The sequence below is a fragment of the Stenotrophomonas sp. GD03877 genome, assembly GCF_029840555.1.
Classification (GTDB): Bacteria; Pseudomonadota; Gammaproteobacteria; order Xanthomonadales; family Xanthomonadaceae; genus Stenotrophomonas; species Stenotrophomonas geniculata.
This window is the reverse complement of the sequence record NZ_JAOCCT010000031.1, coordinates 46,423-66,833: the sequence shown is the minus strand read 5'-3', so window position 1 is coordinate 66,833 and position 20,411 is coordinate 46,423. Positions and strand designations below refer to the sequence as shown.

Genomic DNA, 20,411 nt, shown 5'->3' with positions numbered 1-20,411 from the left:
CTCACCTGGACGGATCTGCGCCCGGGGAATCGGTCCTGCAGGAAGGCGGCCGCACCTGGCCCTGCCGGCATGCCGGCAGAGGCCAACCCTGCCGCTGCACGCGCTCGCGCTCGCGCGGGCCAAGGCAGCGGCAGGCCCAGCTTGGCTGGTCCGCTGTCGCTCACCTGGACGGATCTGCGCCCGGGGAATCGGTCCTGCAGGGCGGCGGACGCGCCTGGTCGCCGCCGGCGTGCCGGCGGTGGCCAGCCCTGCCGCTGCACGCGGCCGCGCTCGCGCGGGCCAGGGCAGCGGCAGGCCCAGCTCGGCTGGCCCGCTGTCGCTCACCTGGACGGATCTGCGCCTGGGGAATTGGTCCTGCAGGGCGGCGGACGCGCCTGGTCGTCGCCGGCGTGCCGGCGGTGGCCAGCCCTGCCGCTGCACGCGGTCGCGCTCGCGCGGGCCAGGGCAGCGGCAGGCGTCGCGCGGCGGATTAGCTGTCGCTGACCCTGCAGCGGGCAAAAAAAAACGGCCATTGCTGGCCGCTTTTTCCATTGTGAGAATTAGCCCCGCAAGAAAGAGCCTTCACCTTGCTGCAATTCCGCAACAGCAGCTGTAAGCCGTTTAGCCTGGATACTGAGGTTTACAAGCTTTGCGACTACACCAGCGAACGCCACTACAACCGCGACGGCCCACATTGTGGGAAACGTGTTAAAGACCACAAATGGCACCGCCGCCGAGACGGCAATCAACCCTGCACCGCAGGCCAGCCATCGCCTGTCCGCCAAGACAAATGCGCGCGCGAGAGTCAGCGACTCGATGAGCGCGGCCGAGCGTTCCGGCGTCATCATCACAGCATCGCCAAGAATGCGGTTCTGCAAGTCATCGTATGCTGGCTGGAAGGTGCGCAGATCCCGCCGATAGCAGAACAACGCCACGCTGTGGACCGCTGCAGCCAGCAAAGCGAAGGCCGCAGCGATGCAGAGCCCAACGTCAAGATAGGGTGTCAAAACTGCCGGGACATACGCGTGCGCCTCCGCTGACCTTGCCTCCTTTCCAGGCAACCACACCATCGCCACGATGTAGATCAACGCGAACAGCACCCAGGACACAGCAGTGTTGAAGATGGCGCGCCGATAGCTGAACTGGGCGAATTTATACGACGCATACAGATTTCTATCCGCGTCGGACAGCTCAGTGTTTTCGTTCATCGTCATATCACCCTCTCTTAGGCTGTGGTCATTTTAACGCCCCGGCATCTCACTCAATGAGACAACGTCCGGATTCAGCAACTCCACCGCGAACCTGCCGTAATAGGCCGAACCCCGCTCTTTGACCCGGCGCGGAGGATGGTTGTTCTCTGCAATGTACCGCTCAACCGCCGCCATGCCGGCGCAGAGCTGGCTCTTGGCCTCAATGTCGGTGTAGATGGCTGGCGGGTACTTTGCACGAACATGGGTAACACGGACCTGGTACTTATCGGCCATAGCAAAAACTCCTGTAGTGGGAGAATGATTAGAACAATTGAAGCTGCGGCAACTCGGGCAGGGACGCAGCGCTCGCCGACACTGGCTCGGCGCTTGTGCTTGTGGTGGTGAGCCATTTTCGGCCGGGGACCATCCCGAGCCGCCTGCGCCAACCACCTAGCACATGGGCCGGGGTGTAGAAGTGTTCGCGTTCCTCCAGCGTTAGGGTGTTTCCGACGATGACCACGGCCGGGATGCCCATCAGCGACAGCTGGACGTAGGCCATGTGCGCGGCACGACTGTCCACGTCCACCGCAGTGACGTGAACACTGCTGCAGGGATTAAACCCGGCGTCGATCATGGCTTCGGCGAAAGCAATCACCATCGCCCCTGCCCCACACGCGGGTTCGCTCACGGTCACAAAGCCGTTATCTGCGATGATCGCGCGCATCCTCTCGCCATCACCCACCTGCATCCGCGCCATCAACGTGCAGATTTCGTAGGGCGTGAAGAACTGGCCTCGGTGCTTGTTATGAACTTCCAGTTCACCGAAGACCGCTCCAAGCAGGTCGCCAGGCGACGTGCCCAGGGCGATCTGCGTTTCAGCGAGGATCTTGCTGAAGCACGTAAGCTCGTCGCGCGTGTACGGTTTGATGATCTGCATGTAACGCGCCTCGCGCTCCTCAAACTGAGTCTTGTCGACAGCGTTGCTCAGTGCGAGCGCCATCATTTCCATGCAGTCTGAGAACACCCGATACAGGTCATGGCGATGACGCAGCTCGTTGAACAACTTGACGATGTTCTTCACGTGAACCGGATGCGTGTTACGGCTGGCTGCTGCTTTGGCGTGCTGGTTTTCCATTCGCGCTTTCGTTCTTTGTAGGCAAGGGCCGTTGGCGCTGACAGCCACGGCACCACGCCGACCGCAGCACCCGCAGGGCCGCAGCGAAGCGAAGGACGCCGGTAGGCGTTGCGCGGGCGGTGGCCGTGGCAGGCTGCGCCATCGTCAGGCCCGTGCCTGCCAGTCAGCAGCGCTGGACGCCAGCAGCGCCAGCTGCGCAGATGCGGCCGTCGCAGACGGCCACTTGGCGCGGCAGAGCCGCGCGGCGTGCCGACCAGGCGCGCGCAGTGCGATGGGCCGCCAGCGGCCCGGGCACTGGCTCCGGCGCAACCCGCGCCGGTATTTACGTGACGCGTCACACGCCCCGTAACCGGCACCTGGTTCCGTGGCGGCCACCAGGCCGACACGCACCTCCGCACGCGGCCGCTCTGCGGCCTAGGGCTGCCTTTCCGGGCCTGGCGCTGCCCCGGCAGCGAGGGGTGGCCAGACCGGCCACCCCGAGGCGCTTAGATGTGCCATTCCGCCACGACAGGGAAGCGCATGACATGGCCCAGCCAAAGCAATGCTGCGAGGTCTCCCGGGGTGAACCGCTCGGGGTTGGCTTGCGTGAGCTTCACGCCGTCCGGGCCAGCCTCGCCCCCACGGAACCACTCGGCGAGCGACTCGTTGTAGAGGGAGACGGTCAGGTATTCATCACCGGCCTCCACAAGAACCCACTTGCCCGCTACGCGGTGGACGGTCAGCGTGGTTCCGTAATCGCCACGGGTGCGCTGGTACAGGCCACGGTGGAAGCTGGGCAGCGACAGGGCCACTGCGTGTACTTCCTCCAGCGAGCAGGCGTCGGTGAGGTACTGACGCCACTTTTCAACCAGTGCGGGAAACAGCATCTCCGGGTGGCAGGATTCACTCTGATGGTGAGTGATGCTCAGGCTGGACCACTGGATTTCTGTCGAACGGTTCTGATTGGCGTGCTGTGCTTGCATTGTCGTCTGCTCGTCGTGGTAGCCCTCGCGGGCCGTTGTCGACGTCAGGCACGGCGCAAAGCCCCTGGCACACCCGAAGGGCCGCAGCGAAGCGGAGGACGCCGCAGGCGTTGTACCGGGGGCGGCCGTGCCAGACTGCGACAACAGCAGGCCCGCGAGGGTTACCAGGTACAGCCACGGTCATCGAGCGCGGTAGGCAGCCTTAGCCAGGCGCGGAGCGGCTGGCCACGCCGGCAGCTCTATCGCCGACGCACGGATTCACCCAAAGAAAACCCCCGCATACGCGGGGGTCGTTGCTACGCCATGGATAGCGCCATCACGGCTAAAGCGACTTGATGAACTCCGCATACAGGGGCCAGAAACCAGCTTTGGTCAACTGGTATGCGATCAGCCATGCACCTCCCACAACGAGGGTCAGGAGCGGGAACGCCACGGACGTGACGCTCAGAAAACCCCGCCAAACAGCCGGTTGCACTTTGTCAAAGCGGCGGTCGATTAAGCGATCAATTTCCGCACCAGCAGGCACTGAACGCCAGTGTTTGAGCCCTGACAGCAGCATGCCAGCAGCCCACCTGCCCAGTTGGATAGTGATGATGCCGATGACCATCACCAGCGCCGGCCTGATGACCTGGTCAGTTGTGGGATAGGCGCTGTGGCCGTTATAGGCAAGCAGCCAGTCAACAGCTACTCCAAGCAATTCAAAAATCGAGGGGAATACCAAGCAGCTTCCACCAATGAGGGTCAGCATCCGCACATTGGCAGCCAAGTAAGTCCGGCCGAGCATGCCTCGCTTACTGCCTCCCGCCGCATCCTGGTCATCCACTGAAATGCCTGCCATCGCGTACATCCAAGAAGAGTGATGAAGATAAGTGTAGCACAAACAATACAATTCATACCTCGTACCGGTGGCACCGCCGAGCGAATGCCACAGGACTACAGGCTCAAACTCCCACGCAGGGAGCATGCGCATACTCAGGCAGAACCACAATCGTCACTGGCAGTCGCTGCCTATCCACAGTGACGAAATGCCCATGCCCCCTAAACAGCCGGCGCCAACGTCCAACGGTGTAGATCTCCCAATGCGTCTTGACCGGGCTGCGTACGACAGCATCGTCATGTGGCTTCGTGCGCGCCGGGCATTTCTCCGTGCGCATGGAACTGCTACCAGTGCCGTGCTGGACGAAGCACTCTGCGAAAAATATCAGGTCGCTCATCGGGCAATCCATCGGTTTGCATCCTCCGTGATGGACTCCAGCCAATCCCAAATCGAAACCGGCACCGCAACCGAGCCGCACGTCCATTCCCCGAGCGCGCAGGCCAGCGTTCCACGTTCTCCGCAGGGGGAGTGCACTAGCAGCTGCGCGTCCCGGCCTGAACCATCCGGCAATGCGTGGCCACGCTCAGCCACCAGCTTCCATCCCTCATTCTCAAAGGTCGCCGTTTCCTCGCTGACGCGCGGCCGCCCGACGTTGTATTTCTCCAGCTCCGCGACAACCCAGCCCCTCGCGGTACGTTCTGCGGCCGCCAGATCCTGCTCGGCCGCCTGCGCCAGCACACGGCCAAGCTCTTCGGAAATCTCGTAGGCATACACGCCGGGGTAGCCATCAGGACAGACATCAAAGAACAGGGTCCACAGCATCGCTGCAACCTCGGTCAGGTATTCGGCATCCTCACAGGTCAATGCCTGATTCGCTTCGGTCCACCCCACACTGAGCATGGCCAGGTCAACCGGGTCGAATTTCTTGCCGGTGCCGCTGTCGATGGCGTGACGACTGTTTTGCTCGTACATGCTGTATCTCCTGGTTGCTGGCCCGCTGCGGGCCGATGTCGCTGACAGGCGCGGCGGAAAGCCACCGGCAACACCCACAGGGCCGCAGCGAAGCGGAGGACGCCGAAGGCGTTGTGCCGGCGGCGGCCGCGCTAGGCTGCGACAGCACCAGGCCCGCTGCGGGCCAGCACCGGGGAAGTGAACACGGGAGATAGCGTCATCTGCGCGGAGCGCCGCAGCGCGCAGCGCTGCACGGATGCGGGGCACAAAAAACCCCCGGCTTTCCCGAGGGTCTAGAGACATCATCCACGGGCGTGGATTCTCAGGTAATACGCACTCCTAATCAGGGTCAACTGGCAGGATGCTAGCCAAATCCAGTCTCAGCCCGAGCGACGCCAGGACAGCAACCAGGGTGCTGAAACGTGGATTTCCGGCATCGCTGAGCGCGTCATACAGCGCCTTGCGGGCTACGCCGGTTGTCCTCGACAGTTCCAGCATATTTCTGTTGCGCGCCACCTCGCCCAGCGCAGCCAGCATCGAAGGCTGGTCGCCGGAGGCGAACGCCTTTCTCAGCTTTCGTAGTTCAGCGCCGCTGATCGCGGCGCTTTCGTTGCTGGCCATGCGCCCCACTCAATGTGATTGAGTGGCTAGTGTAGCCTATAAGACACACGGCGCAACTGATAGCGACCGCCTGCAGGGCCGCCCACCTCGGTGAGCCGGGCAGCCAGCTCTGCCACATCGCCGAGGGTGAACACCCCAGCGACGAACCACGCCAAGGTACGGCGCTCGATCGCTGCGCTGTCCAGCGCAGGCGAACCGGCGCGGTCTGCCATCAGCTGCAGGAGCTGGTCGCGGGCAGCGGCCCGAACGCTCGCCACGTTCATCAATGGAACCCGAACAGGTCGCCCTGTCCGGCCCTGATTTCGCCCAGCAGCTCGTCGATCACAAACGTGTGGGGGGTCATGCGGCTGTACTTGGATGGCACCGTGATGCGCCCGCCGGCGATGTCGTAGCCCATCTGGCCCGGGCCGCAGGAGGCTTCAATGACGCCGGCATATGCTTCCCGGTTCGTGCCGCGCCGACGCAACAGGGCCAAGGCGTGATGCCGTGCCGCTGCTTCGCTCACTACTGTTGCATCCTGCATCGTTCAGTCCTCCCCTTGCACCATGATGGTCAGCACCGGGTCCAACGTATCTCCAGGGCCGATGTGCATATACAGCCCAGCGCCATCGAAGTCGAACAGGGCATCCCGCTTCCGATACGTGGCGAAAGCCGCGAACTTGGCCGTCATCAGCATACGAAAGAGGGTCGCATCCTGCTCGGCCGCATCGTCGCTGGCCACCGACGCCCATGCGGCGGCGGAAACTGCCAGCGGCATCTTGATGCCCACCTTCCGGGCAGTTTCCGACGCGTCGATCAGCGAGCCATCGGCCAGCAGATCGGCACGGGTCACCGCGTCGATCACCGTAAACCCGTCCCAAAAACCGGCACCCTCGGTGCCTGCGACTGCTGTGTTTGGAGTGGCTTCATTATTCATGCTGCGGTTTGTCCTGGTCAGCCCGCCGTGGGCCGTTGGCGCCGACAGGCACGGCATCAAGCCCGGGGCAGCACCCGAAGGGCCGCAGCGTAGCGGAGGACGCCGAAGGCGTTGTGCCGCGGGCGGCCGTGCCAGGCTGCGACAACTTCAGGCCCACGGCGGACTGACCATGCCGCCGCATGTCAATGCAGACGCCTGGTTCTCGGCGCGCGGAGCGCGCAGGTGGCCGCGTAGCGGCCACCGGAAGGGTAAGCGACGACAGCCCGCCCGTGGGCGGGGCGAGACTGCGCAGCAGGCTCGATGCGAAGCACACCGGCGCGGTGCCGGCATCGCCGGCATACCCCCTGCCCCATATCGAACGCGCCTGTAAAACGCATGATTCAGCCCGCCACAGCAACCGAGTCACTGACCTGGCTCTGTGACTCAACGCCACACTCAGGCCCCTCCAGCACCCGATCGCGAGCTTTCATCCGTTTCATCGTCTGCGACGAACCCAGCCCAACCAGCTGCAGCGTGAACGCCGGGCCTTCATGCTCGATGCCACGATCATCCCTGTAGCTGTAGTTGGAAATCGAAGCCTCGACACTCAACAGGGAACCCTGCTTGGCATGCTGAAGAATGAATCTCGCGTGCTGCGCGTAAGCGAAGAAATTGATCTTGACCAGTCGCTTGCCCATCTTCTCGCCGAGCGGGCCAACGATCGGCTCCTCGCGAACAAGCTCAATCCACAGCGATTCCTTCTGATCCGGCTCGGACCCGACAGGGCTGATCTTTGAAATGTGGCCAGTGAAGAAGACGTTATTCATGCAGGTGCACCTGGTTGTTTCGGAAGCGTAGCCGGGGGCATAGGCGTGCCATCCGGTGCGCGCTTGAGTTGTGTCGAGCACGCCGGATACGCCGTGCAAAGGTAGAAATCGAACTGCCCGGGCTTGAACACATGCCGTAACGCTGACGAACAAGCGGGGCATTTATGCACCGACAGTGGTTCACCACCGGCGCAGGGTTCGGTGTGCTTGCAGGCCGGGTACGTCGAGCAGGAGAAGAACAGACCAGCTGCGCCCTGGCGCAGCTGCAGCGGATTTGCGCACTTCGGACAGGGGTAGCGCTTCCCGTTGTCGGGCACGACCACCGCCTGCCGGCGCTGGCCCGGCACGCCCTGCACATCGGGCAGGGTGCAATCGCAGTTCGGGTAGGCGGTACAAGCCCAGAACGGCGCGGCCGGTCGGGACTCAGTGGGCTTTGACATCCTTCGACGCAGCGGCGCGCCGCAAGTCGGACACGGATGTTTCGGAGCGGCGGCCTCGATCGCGGACAGCTCCTTGGTGAGCTGGGCGTCCGCCGCAGCGACGACGGTCAGGTAGTCGGTTTCGCCCTGGGCGATGAGGTCGAGGCTTTGCTCCATGTTCCGGGTGTAGGCCAGCTCGATGAAGCTGAACCGCGAGCTCATTGCGTCAACAATGCTGAAGGCAAGATCCGTGGGGCGTAGGAAGCCCTTGGGATCTGGCACGGAGTATCCACGGTCGGTGATCGTGGTCATGATCGAGGCATAGGTTGACGGGCGGCCAATGCCCTCTTCTTCCAGTGCCTGGACAAGCGTGCCTTCGGTATAGCGCTTGGGCGCTTTGGTCTTCTTCTTGAGCACCCTGGCCTTGTCGACGGTCACGCCCTCCTCGGCGCATAGCGCCGGGATCGGATTCTGAGCTTCGGCGGCCTTATCGTCGTCCTCCTGCTCTTCGTACACGCTGCGCCAGCCCGCTTCAGTCAACGTGCTGCCGCGGGCAACGAAACGCACTGTGGTGCCGCCGACGTTGCCCTCCAGCACGGCGCGGCGGGTGGCATACACCGCGTCCGGCATTTGCGAGGCCACGGCCCGTTGCCAGATCAGGCGGTACAGTGCCTGCTCTTCAGGCGTGCTGCCCGCTTCACGAACATTGAAGTCAGTGGGGATGCACGGATCATGCGCTTCCTGCGCCCCGCCCTTTGCCTTCCACACCCGGCGCTCCGGCGCCATTGGCAGGCCTGCAGCGTCGTAGAACGCCACCATGCGTTCATAGGTGACGTCCACCACGTTCGGGCAGTCCGTCCGGTGGTAGGTCACAAAGCCGGACTCGCAAAGGCTTCCCGCCGCGTCCATCGTCGCCTTGGTCTTCATCTTCAGCTTGCTGGACGCGGCCTGCTGCATGGTCGACGTGGTGAACGGCGCCGGCGGTCCCTTGCGCGTGGGTGCATCCGTGAAGTCAACCACGGTAAGCGACTTCACCGCGGCAACAGCCATCGTCAACTGCTGGTCCTGGATGTACTCCTTCCCGGGCTGCAGGTGAGGCGAGGTGTCCCACTCTGCCCGCCACCCGCCGGAGAAATGCAGTTCGATACCGAAGTGCTCGGTGGCCTGGAACGCTTGGATCTCGCGTTCCCGGCGCACCAGGATGGCGATCGCAGGCGACTGTACGCGGCCGGCGGAAACCTGCTGGGACAGCAGCTCGGAAAGCGGGCCGCTGACCCGATAGCCGCAGAACCGGTCGAGCGCACGGCGCGCTTCCTGCGCCCTGACACGCGGCATATCGATGTCCCGGGGCGCAGCAATGGCGGCCTCCACCACGGACTTCTCGATTGCGTTATAGGAGATTCGCTTGTAACTACCGGGGGCAAGGCGCAGTTCCTCCGCCAGATGCCAGGCAATCGCCTCGCCCTCTCGGTCCGGGTCAGTGGCCAAGAGCACCCGCGTGGCGCCACGCACTGCAGCGTGCAGGGCGTCGACCTTGCTTTGGTCCGGTACCTCGTAGGACATCGCGTAGGTATCGGGATCTATGCCCATCTCCTTGGGTGGCAGGTCACGAATGTGACCGCGACTGGCGACCACGCGGTAGTCGCTTCCGAGGAAGCCCCCGATGGTTTTCGCCTTCTTCGGCGATTCGACAATAATGAGAGTGGTCACGCTGTTTCCTCGTTGAATACGAACGGGCCGAGACGCATGGCGTCCTCGGGAGTCACTTCCGCGATCAGGCAGCGTTTCCGCGCCGCCAGATTCACCAGCCCATCGGCCTCGGCTTCGAACTGCTGCAGCTGTCGAGTGGCGCGCCTGGCTGTAGCCTGAGCGCTCGCCGGATCATTGCCGGTGCGCAGTGCGGAGACGACCTGGGCGGCGCTGCTGTCGCGGATCTTCAGCAGATAGAGCGCACGCTTCACCCGCTGCTGATCGGTACTGATCGGTGCCAAAGGTCGGGGCCGAGGTACGTACCGCATCAAGCGGCCCTCGGCAGGTAAACCCCACGGGACTGCAGATCGTAGAACGGAAGCACGGCGCACACCGCCCCATGCAGCCACATCAGCTCTGCCACAGACACGGCTGTGCCGTCGCTGAGCGCAAGCGCGGTCTCAGTCGGCGAGCGCGGCGTGGCCTGGTGCGGATCGGAAGTAAAGAGGTCAAGCCACGGCACAGCCTGGATTAGCCGGGAGCCTCGATGGAAGCGCAAAAGTACCGACTCCAAGGGTCGGGATTCGTCGACGACCAGGGACTTCCAGCCCTCACCTGGTCGGCTCTTGTCAGGAACCAGCTCGACATACACGCAAAGATGCGGCGATAGCGAAATTGGATGGATGTGGATCAAGGATGACTCCGGGGGCGATGCATGCCCTTCGCATTAGTCTATAGACGTAGTTGTAAGGCCAAAGAAAGGGCGCCGGCAGTTCTAGCCCGGCGCCCTCGGTGGGTCAGCGCCCGGTGCTGCGCTTGCGGGTCACCTTCTCCTCCGCCTGGGACTGACTCTGGCCCTGAGCACTCTTGCCAGTCGACCGGTCCGCCCCCTCCGAACCACGCGCACGATCAAGGCTCGCTGCAAGGGCCTTCTCGGCTGCAGCGGCCTGAGTCAGCTCAGGTGCCACCTTCCAGGTCTTGATGGGCTTGTCGATGACGAACGTGACGGGCACAAGGAGGCCCGAGGAACGATCATCAACCGACCGGCCCACACGATAGTCAAACGCCTTGAGGGCTTCCGTCGCGCTGTCGGTCTCCAGCAGGACTTCCTGCCGCGGTGGCTGCTCATTGGGCACCCACTGACGCACAACCCATCGGGGCTCGCCCGCGTTGCGCACCTTCTCCATGGTCCGTTCCAGGTCACGCTCAGCGCTTGCTGCTTCGCTCAGTGCGTCGGAATACTTCCAACCCTTGAGGTTTGGCTCGTCAACAAAGAGCGCGCTTTGCGCTCCTGTCGTGCGATCTACGATCGCACCGCCGTTGGTGTAATCGAACGCGTTCATCGCAGCCTTGGGACTGTCGGTTTCCAAAACCGTTTTTCCCGTCACGTCCTTAACCGTCCATCGCGGCCCCTGCAGATCGTTGCCGATGGATGGCTTGGACTGCTGCGCCTGAGTGACCGTGCTCGCTTGGGGAAGCGTCTTAGCCTGCGTCGCTGTCGAGGCTATGCGCGCAGCGCCAAGCTGCGCCCGCCATTCACGCTGCAGCTGGGGCAGTGATGCACCTGCAGCCATAAGCTTGTCATTCCAATCAGAACCTGCTTCACCCTTGCTGAATCGCGGAAGCATGACCAGGCCATTGACCGATTCAGCAGCAGCGATTGCCTTCTCCTTGCCCACGTTCTTCTGCGGCTTCCCATCAGGGCCAATCGTGTTCTCTTTCGCGTGGTCATTGTCGCCGGCAACGATGATTTGCCGGTCGGGGAAGCGCTCGCGCAGCTGCGACACAACCGACTGCAGGTTGCCGGCATTGAACGCCACAATAACTGGCTGCTCCGCGACCTTGGAAATCGTGTCGGCCGTCGCATAGCCTTCGGCGACGATCAGCGGGAGCGAGGCATCCTTGGCCAGCGGACCCTCCATCAGCGGCAGATCACTGCCGGCAACCGTATGCAGGCCCGCCATCTTGCCGCCAGTCATGAAGCCCTTGAACCGTGGGTTGACCCGCTGGACCGTCCAGACCTTGCCGTCCATGTCGCGAGCCGGCACCAACAGATCCCCGACCATGAAAGCCGGACGCCCCTCATGCTCCTGCTTAAAATTCTTCATCTCCAACGGGGATTGGGCGATAAGGAACTGGCTGTTGGCAGTGCTCGGGGGCGGAACCACACGCAGGCCAACCGGATTGTCGATGCCTTTGCTGAGGCAATAGGGATCATCAGCGGTAGCCGGAGCAGCGGTGGCGAACATCGCATGTGCGATCTCGGCAGCCTGGTCGTACTGACGTTCCTGTGCAACCTCGCGCTCGGCGCGTCGAGCAGCTGCCTCGGCATTGAGGCGAGCCCGCTCTTCCGGCGAGACCGCTTGGACAACCTTCTCCGTCCTCCACGTCTCCTTTACGCCAGTCCGATGGTTCTCGTAGTACCCAGCAGGCGTGCCGTCCAGATAGCCCTTGTATGCGCCGCTCTTCTCCGAGCCACGGTCTCCTTCGATCGGCACGCGATGAATCCTCCCGTCCATTACGGCAAGGTCATGCATGACGAAGCCCTGTCGTTGCAGAACGTCGGTGAACTCTCGCTGATAGTCGACATCGGTAAGACGATCGGTGGACTGACTGACAACCTGGGCAGCCTGCCCGCTTGGCATCCAGCGCCCAAACTGGGAGAGGTCCGCATCGCTGGGCGCGGACCAGGTTCTTGCCTCCTTGTCCCATTCGATACGGAACCCTGCAGCAAGGGCCATCTGCTTGGCCTCGTCCTTGTCGGCGAAGGGAATGGCGAGGTAGACACGGTCTGGCTTGATCGCCGCCGCCGGCGGCACCACGGTTTCCACGATAGCGGGCTCCTTGATCGGTATTTCCTGCTGTGCCACGCCCGCAGAAACAGCCTCTTCGACCAGTTGCGCGATCCGTGCGTCATTTGCCTGGACAGCCTGGGCCTCCGAGATGTCGGGCGAATCGATGGCCAACGGCTGCGGCTGCTCGCGCTCCCACGAAATCGGCGGCGGCGACTGTACTGCGCCCGACTCCACGATTGCTGCCCTGCCCCGGCGGTCCAACACCAAGGAGCTGGGCTGCAGGCGGCCGTCCGCATCGATGTAGTCCACCGTATAGGTCGGCTGGTTCGGATCAGAACCAGCCCAGTCGGACAGGCCTGCGAACCTGACCATGGGCCGCAGCCCCTTCTCCTCGGCCATGAAATCGATGGTCTTCAGAGCGTCCTTCGGAGCTTGGCCGATGGCCAGGGCGGAGCTATGAGAATCGAGCGCGAAGCGAGCGCGCTGGTCCGCCCGCACACGATCCTCGTGGCTGACTGCATGGACCTGGTCCACAGCTATGCCCAGTTCGGCGCGGACGATGGCCAACCGAGCGATCCCGTCGCGCCACTCCTGCTGGGCCGAAGAAGCGGCTGCACGCAGCGGGCCGCGGTCTTCCTCGGCGGCCACTTCTACGTCGAAGGCACGATCTTGGAAATCCGAGTACGCCTGGGATGCATCCCCCTCTGCGGCCATGAGCATGTCCCACTGCTGCCGGACTTCTTCCGGCGCACCGGACACAGCGTTGGAGAGGTTGGCCTGGGCAGTGTCCCTCCAAGTGCTTGCGAGGGCCTGCTGTTCGGCGATGCCGGCAGCGTCCATTCCCGGGTCATTGCGGACCATATCCATCATGGCCTCCGCATCTCGGGACGCCTGCAATGCCTCCGCCCGGAGATGCAGCAAGGTGCTCAGGTCTTCCGCGCGCTCCTCAGTGAGGAAGCGGATGCGCTCTTGCTGCAACCCCAGCACGTAGGTTTGGATCTTTTCGGCATCGGCGGCCGCGCGGAAGATTTCGCGGGGATCCTCCTTCAGAGCCTTGATCCAGCTCCCGACGTACGCCGCATGGCGATCGGGGTTGTGACCGATGCCCAGCGTGTCCCCCATCATCAGCGAGGCGATCTCAGCACGCAGTTCTTCGCGCGCGTACCCCTCAGATCCGAACGGATGCCTCAGATCGCGATCCAGCCGCTCAGCGTGGCCAGTCCAATGGCCCAGCTCATGGAGCGCGGTCGAGTAGTATCCGCCGGCGTCCTGGAACTGCTCACGCGGGGGCAGCGTGATGGAGTCCGTGGAGAGGCTGTAGAAAGCCCGATCACCACCGTGCGTGATACGAGCCCCGGAACTACGGAGAATCGCCTCAGCGGCCGCATGACGCTCCAGCTCCGGCCCCAGCGGACGAAGCTCCCGCGGTGGCATTCCATCGATCTGCTGGGCGTTGAACACGACCGCATGGAACACGCGTGGACGCGTGTACTCCACCTTCTGCAGCCTGTCCGAGCCGTCTGCATTCTTGATCGGGTTGCCGGCATCATCGAGCACAGGCTCGGTACCGTGGAACTTCCAGTATTCGATCCGCGTGCCCTTCTGGCCTCGACGAACCTGTGCACCCTGCGCCTGCGCCTGCTTGTACGTGAGCCAGCGTGGGTCACTGAAGCCCCGACTCATCAGGTAGACCGAATTGATGCCGCGGTAGTCGTTGCCACTGATCGGATTGAATGGCCGGAAGCGTTCACCCGCCGCCCAAGGCTTCTGCCAAGGAGCGACGCCACGCTCCAGCTGGTCAATCAGTGACTGACTCACCTCCTGGGCGTAATCACTCGCCATGGTCGCCGCCCTTGCCGGTGGCCAGCTTGTTCACCTGTACGCCGGCCTTGTAGCGGGACTGCGCGACAGATTCGGGGGTGGTATCGGCATCATCCAGAGATGCGTTGGCATCCCACGCCGCCGATTCGGACAAAGCGCCCTCCTGGAACGCACCCATGCGCTCAGCTTCATCGGCATCGACCTGGACCATCACACCTGGGATGCTCACGTCTTCAACGCTGCGTGAGTACACCACGGTGCTGTCGTTGGGAGCTGCCGCTGCGTGTGGCGGCGCTGAGGATTGCTGGTTCATTCGCTGGATCTCCTTGCGCGTGTAGACAGTTGTTGCAGTTGATGGATCGAAGGCGGGTGGCGCGTATCGCACCGTCACCTCCGGATTGCTCGCACCGAGCAGGTAGCGATCGACGTACTTGTTTGCAAAGCCTTTGCGGAAGTCGCCGGTGTTGTAGGCCGACAGTGCCGCGAGTAGTGCTGGCTGTCCTGCCTGGTACTGCGAACTGGCGGATCTGTAGAACGTGGTAAGGATCTGTGCGCCCGCTGAAATGTTGGTGCACGGCTCAAACATCTCAGCGACCGAGTAGCCAAGCTTCGGCAGGTTCTTGCTGTTGACCTGCATCAAACCGAGATCGACGCTGTAGCCGGCAGCAATCAGTGGAGTCACCACTTCGATCGCCTCTGCAGCCGTGGCGGGTTGGCGGTATCGCGGCCGTTCCTGCCCCTTGCGTGCATTGACGTTTATGGCCAAGGGATTTCCACGGCTTTCGACGTGGATGATGTGCTGCACCGTCTCCGGTGCTACCTGCGGCGCACAGGCCAGGATCAGTTCAAGTCCTACCATGTGTGTTCCCCCGCGTCGCTGAAAATTGATGCTTCGCTACCACGCACTGCTACCGCATGCGCGAAGCCACGCACGGCGTTTTCGGATACGGGCCCGAAGTATCGCGAGTCGAAACTCTGAGGGCTGTAACTGGAGATCACCCACAGTTGGCCAGGCTGTACCTGGTATGTGCCTTCAGGAGTCGCCGGCATTCCAAGAACAAGATCGGCCGAAGCGCTGTTGCGCAGCACGCGACCGTTCACAGACACGCCGTGACGGGTCACGGAAACAAGGTCGCCGGCAGTGGCGACGACCGGCTTCAAAAGCGGCACGGTCTTTGAGCTGCAACCTTTAGAACCCCATTGCAAAGGTCCCATGTCCGAAGCAATGAGCCCCGCATCGCGGACAGCCACCACTATCGCGGTGTTGGGGGGGCACACAGATACGATGTCCCCATGGGTGACTGCTTTAGTACGTTGCAGCACTCGCCAGATACCGGACGGCGCTGAATCGGTGAGGTTGAGCCGGTAGCCATAGGTGCCACCGGTCACAACCAGCGCAGCAGTGCTGGCGGCGGTCAGGAGGACACCGAAAGCAATGCGGGTGCGCGCTTTCATTGGACACGGAACTCTGCAACCGAAGCCGTCTCGGACTGCTGCAAGTTCGAAGCCATCGCCAGTTCAACGTCTTCGCTCACGATCACCGGCGACGGGGCTACCCAGTCCGGTGATGCGTAGGGAAGGCCCCACCGCTTGCTCATCTGCGGGTCCAAGAAATAGACAGGCTGCACACCACGAATCACGGAAGTGCCCGCCGCAAAGATCAGCATCTCTCCCGGCGCGACAACCTTGCCTTCCTTCGTCTTCTTCGCACCAGGAAGGGTACGGATTTCATCCGGTGTCATTAGCGGCCGCTGCTGCTCCTCAATGCTCACGGACACGTTCTGGTGCATCGCAGCCATACGCTTGCCGGATAGAGTCGTCTTCTCCTTCAAGTAGGTACTGGTGCCCGTCATCTTCGAAAGGATGTCGGCAGTCTCCGGTCGATTCGGCGCGAAAGCCGCCAAAATATGGCAGTTGGCCGTGATCTGCTCTTCAGGACCGTAGGCCTCCCGTGAGCGTAGCTGTGAGAAGTCCTGCATGATGAGAAGTGCTTTGATGCCGTAGCCAGCCATGTAGGCAAGGTTTTCCTGCAGCACCTCCAACTTTCCGAAGCTAGGCAGCTCGTCGAACAGCAGCAGCAGTCTTCGCTTGTGCGGGGAGACTTCTCGGCCGTTCACCATCTTGATGGAAGGACGCAGCAGCACTCGCAGGATCTGGCTTTTAACCAGGCGCAAGAGCGGCTTCATCCGGTCTTTGTTCTCCGGCGACGGGCACAGATACAGCGTGATCGGGTCATCTGCGTTCATCAGGTCCATGACCGAGAAATCGCTCTCCGACACATTGGCGCGAACAATAGGATCGTCATAAAGCGAGAAGAAAGACTGGGCAGTAGACAGGACCGAGCCCTGCTCTTCTTCTGGACGATCCGCCTGAGTCCGCCCCTGCTTCGCAACGGTCATGTGCACAAAGCCGTTGAGATGCGTGTTGTTCATCATCTCTTCGTACAGCTCGGTGTGGGCGCGGGTGGGGTTGGACATTGCGTCGCTGACGTCGCCTAGATTCGCGCGTCGCCCCTCCTGGGCGAATACCGTGTAGAGAACGTGTAATACCAGCCCGACCAGGAACTGCTGCGCCGTCTTTTCAAAGTGCCCCAGCCGGTCAACACCTTTGCCCGATGGATCGACGATGACGGTCGTGATGTTCTGGACGTCACCCACCTCATACTCGGTGCCGAGGCGAACCTCACACAACGGGTTGAAGCGTGTTGGCGACCGCGGTGTACTGGGAGCGAATTTGAGAATTCTGTTCTTCGCATACCTTGATCGCCACCCGGCTGTTCCATTGAACAGCTCTTCCTTCAGGTCGCCGACAACGACGCTATCCGGCCATGACAACAAGGTGTTGTTGACGATGGAGATGCCCTTGCCCGAGCGCGTCGGCGCTACCACTGCGATGTGTTCCGGCCCGTTGTGCCGCAGGTAGTGAAGAACACCCTTCTCGTCCTTCCATCCCCCCACGAAAACACCGCTGCCCTTCTTCCCATCCTGGGGAAGAAGCCCAGCCGCTTCGATTTCCGCGCGACCGGCGAAGTGCGCGGTGCCATGAGCGTCCACGTGTTGCTTCAGGCGTCGGTTCTTCAAGCCATGCGTTAGGACATAGGCACCAAGGCCCAGTCCGGCGCCGGCGAGAAAGCCGACATAGGTGTTGTTGAACGTGGCTGGTGCGGTGCTGTAGAACTTCGCCTGCCAGGAGAACCAGGACCATGGCGCATAAAAATGGGCGAACAAGGGTTCGCCCAATGCGGGGTGATATTTCAGCCTTGCTGCTGTGTACTGCGTGCAGAGCGAGGAAACGACACCCCAGTACAGAGTCAGCGCTGGAATGCCGATGGCATGGAATCGCTTCTCCCTGTCCTTGATTTCTTCTGTCACCGTCTTCGACCTCGTGATGTGTCAACGAACCGACCACGCTCGTCTAGCATGACGACCTGGCCAACTTTGAATCGGCTGGCCTTGGCAGCAACAGCAGCGGTGACTGGCTTGACCAAGGTCTGCCCCTGGCGCCCCAGCAAAACCACCTCGCTTCCATCCTCCATCCGGCGGCGGCCTTGATACGCAGCCTCTCCGGCATCGGTGGATAGCCAAAGCCGCGTATAGTCTATATCAGATACGCGGAGGGCGGTGTTGTTCCGCTGTTCGACCCACCTGATAACGGCAGCGCTGGCAGATTCTTGCGGGCCAGATTTGCGACCTGCATCACCAATTGCCACATCCGCCTGCCGTGCTGGCTTCTGCGGTCTGGCGTCCGTATCTACAGCCTGGGGCGTTTGAGCGATACCGCTCGGACTGGCGGAGGTACGAACCTGGGAAGTCTGCCCGGCATCGACCTGAAGAGCGCTGTCCTCGCTTCCGACACTGGCCTTCTTCGCCTTTGCCGCCAGCTGGCGATGCGCCTCCATCGCAGTATCAGCGAACGTGACCTGGACGCCCTTCGTTCCGGCCAGCTCCGCAACTTGAAGGCGAAACTCTTCCGTTCCCAAGACGATCAATGGCTGACCTGGGAACTTGCTCGATGCCAAGCTCAGCGCGATGAATGCTGCGGTGGCGGTGGACTTGACCGAACGCACCTCAGTGCCGCGGTCAATGACCAGACCACCGTCCAGTGTCCGGTAGTGGATCTCGCCACTGCGAGCGACGCGTGGCTTGAGGTGCTTGAACACCACGGCCTTAGCTCTAGCCGCGTCGGCCGCGCTCAACAGGTCGTGATGGGTTTTGATGAGCTTATTCGCGCGTACACGCATCAGCGCGAGTGCGTCCTTGTCGCCGGCAGCTGCACGTTCGCGAACGTACTCGTCCCAGTTTGGCGCTGCATGTCCCTGCACAGCGTTCCTACGGGTCCTGGCCTGCTCCGCACGAATGCCCGCTACGGTGGCTCGGTGCTCCATTCGCAATGCTTGGTAGCTCAGCTGCTTGGCGTGCTTCGGAATGCCGCGGATCACCTTTAGAGCTTTCCGCTTTGCCGCATAGACGGCCGCCGCATGCTGCAGCTTGGCCGCCCCCTGTTTGTTTACTGCATCCAACGCAGCACGTCTCTGCACCTGCGTGGCATCTCTCTGCCGCTGGTACGCGGCATACAGTTCTGCACTACTTGTCGCCCCCTCGCGGGGACCTCGCGCGTACCCGTTACCAGCAGGAATCGCGTGAGGCGATGGCGTAAACGCGCCTAGGCGCTCGCTGAGTGCTTTCAAAGAGAGCGACCGGTCCACGTTGCTTGGGCGGATACCGATGCCCGCTGCGGGGTCGTAGATGGTCAGACCCGCACCACGCTGCTTCAGCTCCAAGCCAAGCGCGCCCAACACCCGATGGGCGTCGTTCCAGGTAGTTGCTGATTTAAGATCGGCGAGAGCGTTCTTTCGGACCCAAGTCTGCATGCTCTCCTCGCCCGTGTACGCCTCCATCGCAGCTACACGTGTCGCGAGCTTTACCCCATCCCCATCGCGGCGAGCATCTTGGCCTCTCTCTCCGCCAACGCCATCTCCCGACCGTCGCAGAACCGAAATGCCTGCGGGTTTTCCAGCGTGTACGTCGTCACGTGCATTATCCTGCAGTAGCACTGCACCGCTCCGGCTGACGCGAACCATACGGAGGCTGGACAGGTTTGGCAGGCCGTGTATTGGGCGGGGCGCTGATCGGCGGGGATCGAAAGCAAGGTCGGACTCACGTAGTCCCGCAAGCTCCCGGCTCCGGTCGTCGCCGGCGGATGGAAGTCGTCCTGCTCCTCGGGCTCGATCTCGATCTCTATATCGCTCATCTGTACGTTCCTTCTGTTGTTGATGCCGCTTGTTGTTCAAGTGCTCGCGGCCATGACTGGTGGGCTGAAGCCCGAATTTGACCTCTAGGCGGTCACAAGCCTCCATCAACCGTTTGTGGTCGTAGTAGGGCTCAATGTTGCGATAGGTCTTCGGGTGCACCTTGTTGATGGCCACATGGACGTGCAGGTGGTCGGTATCGATGTGCACCGCTGAAATGCGTTGATGGTCAGCCATGCCGATTGAGGCGCAGAGTTCGTCCTCAATGGCGTGCAGTACGTCCAGCGGCGGCTGCTCACCAGGCGGGAAAGAGAACACCAGGTGATACGTCTTGTCCGCCTTAGAGCGCGTGTTGAGCGCTTGCGTTGCCATGATCTCCAAGGTGGCTGCAACCGGCTCGGTCGAATGGCAGTTGGTGACGCGCACCCCACCAACTTTTTCGCCGTTACTTCGGGTGGCCAGGATGTACTCGGCCGTGTTGGTCCAAGAGCGCGGATCTTCCCGGCCTTGGGCGTCGACTACATAGCGCACCAAGCGGGCCATGTTCGACGTAGCGCGATCGCGCGGGATGCGTTTGGCGATCACGGCCGCAAGACCTCGCCCATGATGTTCAGCATCTTGACCTGGGTGTCACGGATCTCGTCGAGAACGGCCTGAACATCGCGCGGCCTGGCCCCCCTCCCCCGTTTGTCAGGGTCGGCGAGCCAGAGCTTCAACAAGCCACCCAGGCGGCCAAGGTCGGCATTCACCTTGGCAACTTCAGCTACCGCTGCCAGATCCAGCTTCGATCTGATGGGCTGATTCAGTCCAACCAGCTTCAGGTAGCCAGACCGGGACAAGCCCGCCTCCTCCGCCCGGGCTGTGATAGCGGCCTTCTCCTCGTCGTTGACCCATACCTCTATCGGCTTGCCACGCCGCCGGGCCTTCTTTACGGGTGCCGCTGCGTTGTCCGTCATCTACTACCCCTTGGTGCGTTCATTGCTGTTTGTGGTGCTCTTGCTGGTGCTCTGCCTCTGTCGCGGCAGCGACTGTGGGCGTCGCAGACCAAGATGACGTCGAGCC

20 protein-coding genes are annotated in these 20,411 nt (G+C 62.4%); all 20 read right to left on the bottom strand.

Annotated elements, in window-relative coordinates:
• Positions 1-539: 539 nt before the first annotated feature.
• Positions 540-1,193: a hypothetical protein gene (locus N5D20_RS19550; RefSeq protein ID WP_279914831.1), complete on the bottom strand. Its 654-nt coding sequence runs from the start codon at positions 1,191-1,193 to the stop codon at positions 540-542.
• A gap of 27 nt (positions 1,194-1,220) precedes the next feature.
• Entirely contained in the window at positions 1,221-1,463 is a 243-nt protein-coding gene (locus N5D20_RS19545) for a hypothetical protein (protein WP_279914832.1), read from the bottom strand.
• Positions 1,464-1,491: 28 nt separating this feature from the next.
• Positions 1,492-2,304 (bottom strand): N-6 DNA methylase, encoded by an 813-nt coding sequence (locus N5D20_RS19540; RefSeq protein WP_279914833.1) that lies wholly within the window; start codon positions 2,302-2,304, stop codon positions 1,492-1,494.
• Between the two features lie 485 nt (positions 2,305-2,789).
• A complete protein-coding gene (locus N5D20_RS19535) occupies positions 2,790-3,266 on the bottom strand; it encodes a hypothetical protein (RefSeq protein WP_279914834.1) in 477 nt (158 codons plus the stop codon).
• Positions 3,267-3,588: 322 nt separating this feature from the next.
• Entirely contained in the window at positions 3,589-4,104 is a 516-nt protein-coding gene (locus N5D20_RS19530; protein ID WP_279914835.1) for a hypothetical protein, read from the bottom strand.
• A 372-nt stretch (positions 4,105-4,476) separates the two neighbouring features.
• Complete coding sequence (locus tag N5D20_RS19525; protein ID WP_279914836.1) at positions 4,477-5,055, bottom strand: hypothetical protein; 579 nt, start codon at positions 5,053-5,055, stop codon at positions 4,477-4,479.
• A gap of 318 nt (positions 5,056-5,373) precedes the next feature.
• Positions 5,374-5,655: an addiction module antidote protein gene (locus N5D20_RS19520; RefSeq protein WP_279914837.1), complete on the bottom strand. Its 282-nt coding sequence runs from the start codon at positions 5,653-5,655 to the stop codon at positions 5,374-5,376.
• Positions 5,656-5,681: 26 nt separating this feature from the next.
• Positions 5,682-5,918, bottom strand: coding sequence for a hypothetical protein (locus N5D20_RS19515; RefSeq protein ID WP_279914838.1), 237 nt, complete (start codon positions 5,916-5,918; stop codon positions 5,682-5,684).
• Positions 5,918-6,160 (bottom strand): hypothetical protein, encoded by a 243-nt coding sequence (locus tag N5D20_RS19510; RefSeq protein ID WP_279914840.1) that lies wholly within the window; start codon positions 6,158-6,160, stop codon positions 5,918-5,920. Before N5D20_RS19510 ends, N5D20_RS19515 begins: the two co-directional genes overlap by 1 nt.
• Before the next feature lie 21 nt (positions 6,161-6,181).
• On the bottom strand, positions 6,182-6,571 hold the full coding sequence (locus N5D20_RS19505; RefSeq protein ID WP_279914841.1) for a DUF6573 family protein: 390 nt from the start codon (positions 6,569-6,571) through the stop codon (positions 6,182-6,184).
• A 380-nt stretch (positions 6,572-6,951) separates the two neighbouring features.
• The gene (locus tag N5D20_RS19500; protein ID WP_279914842.1) at positions 6,952-7,377 is read right to left on the bottom strand and encodes a hypothetical protein; all 426 of its coding nucleotides are present in this window, start codon (positions 7,375-7,377) and stop codon (positions 6,952-6,954) included.
• Entirely contained in the window at positions 7,374-9,506 is a 2,133-nt protein-coding gene (locus tag N5D20_RS19495) for a DNA topoisomerase (RefSeq protein ID WP_279914843.1), read from the bottom strand. Before N5D20_RS19495 ends, N5D20_RS19500 begins: the two co-directional genes overlap by 4 nt.
• Complete coding sequence (locus tag N5D20_RS19490; protein ID WP_279914844.1) at positions 9,503-9,757, bottom strand: hypothetical protein; 255 nt, start codon at positions 9,755-9,757, stop codon at positions 9,503-9,505. Before N5D20_RS19490 ends, N5D20_RS19495 begins: the two co-directional genes overlap by 4 nt.
• Before the next feature lie 56 nt (positions 9,758-9,813).
• Positions 9,814-10,179, bottom strand: coding sequence for a hypothetical protein (locus tag N5D20_RS19485; RefSeq protein ID WP_279914845.1), 366 nt, complete (start codon positions 10,177-10,179; stop codon positions 9,814-9,816).
• A gap of 103 nt (positions 10,180-10,282) precedes the next feature.
• Positions 10,283-14,122 carry a zincin-like metallopeptidase domain-containing protein gene (locus N5D20_RS19480; RefSeq protein ID WP_279914846.1) on the bottom strand — a complete coding sequence of 1,280 codons (3,840 nt, stop codon included), beginning with the start codon at positions 14,120-14,122 and terminating at the stop codon, positions 10,283-10,285.
• Positions 14,112-14,960: a lytic transglycosylase domain-containing protein gene (locus N5D20_RS19475; RefSeq protein ID WP_279914847.1), complete on the bottom strand. Its 849-nt coding sequence runs from the start codon at positions 14,958-14,960 to the stop codon at positions 14,112-14,114. The genes N5D20_RS19480 and N5D20_RS19475 overlap by 11 nt, the downstream gene beginning before the upstream one ends.
• Positions 14,954-15,556 (bottom strand): S26 family signal peptidase, encoded by a 603-nt coding sequence (locus tag N5D20_RS19470; RefSeq protein WP_279914848.1) that lies wholly within the window; start codon positions 15,554-15,556, stop codon positions 14,954-14,956. Before N5D20_RS19470 ends, N5D20_RS19475 begins: the two co-directional genes overlap by 7 nt.
• Positions 15,553-17,472, bottom strand: coding sequence for a type IV secretory system conjugative DNA transfer family protein (locus N5D20_RS19465; RefSeq protein WP_279914849.1), 1,920 nt, complete (start codon positions 17,470-17,472; stop codon positions 15,553-15,555). The genes N5D20_RS19470 and N5D20_RS19465 overlap by 4 nt, the downstream gene beginning before the upstream one ends.
• On the bottom strand, positions 17,469-19,934 hold the full coding sequence (gene traI, locus N5D20_RS19460) for a TraI/MobA(P) family conjugative relaxase (RefSeq protein WP_279914851.1): 2,466 nt from the start codon (positions 19,932-19,934) through the stop codon (positions 17,469-17,471). Before traI ends, N5D20_RS19465 begins: the two co-directional genes overlap by 4 nt.
• Positions 19,931-20,305 carry a CopG family transcriptional regulator gene (locus tag N5D20_RS19455; protein WP_279914853.1) on the bottom strand — a complete coding sequence of 125 codons (375 nt, stop codon included), beginning with the start codon at positions 20,303-20,305 and terminating at the stop codon, positions 19,931-19,933. The genes traI and N5D20_RS19455 overlap by 4 nt, the downstream gene beginning before the upstream one ends.
• Positions 20,306-20,411: the final 106 nt, after the last annotated feature.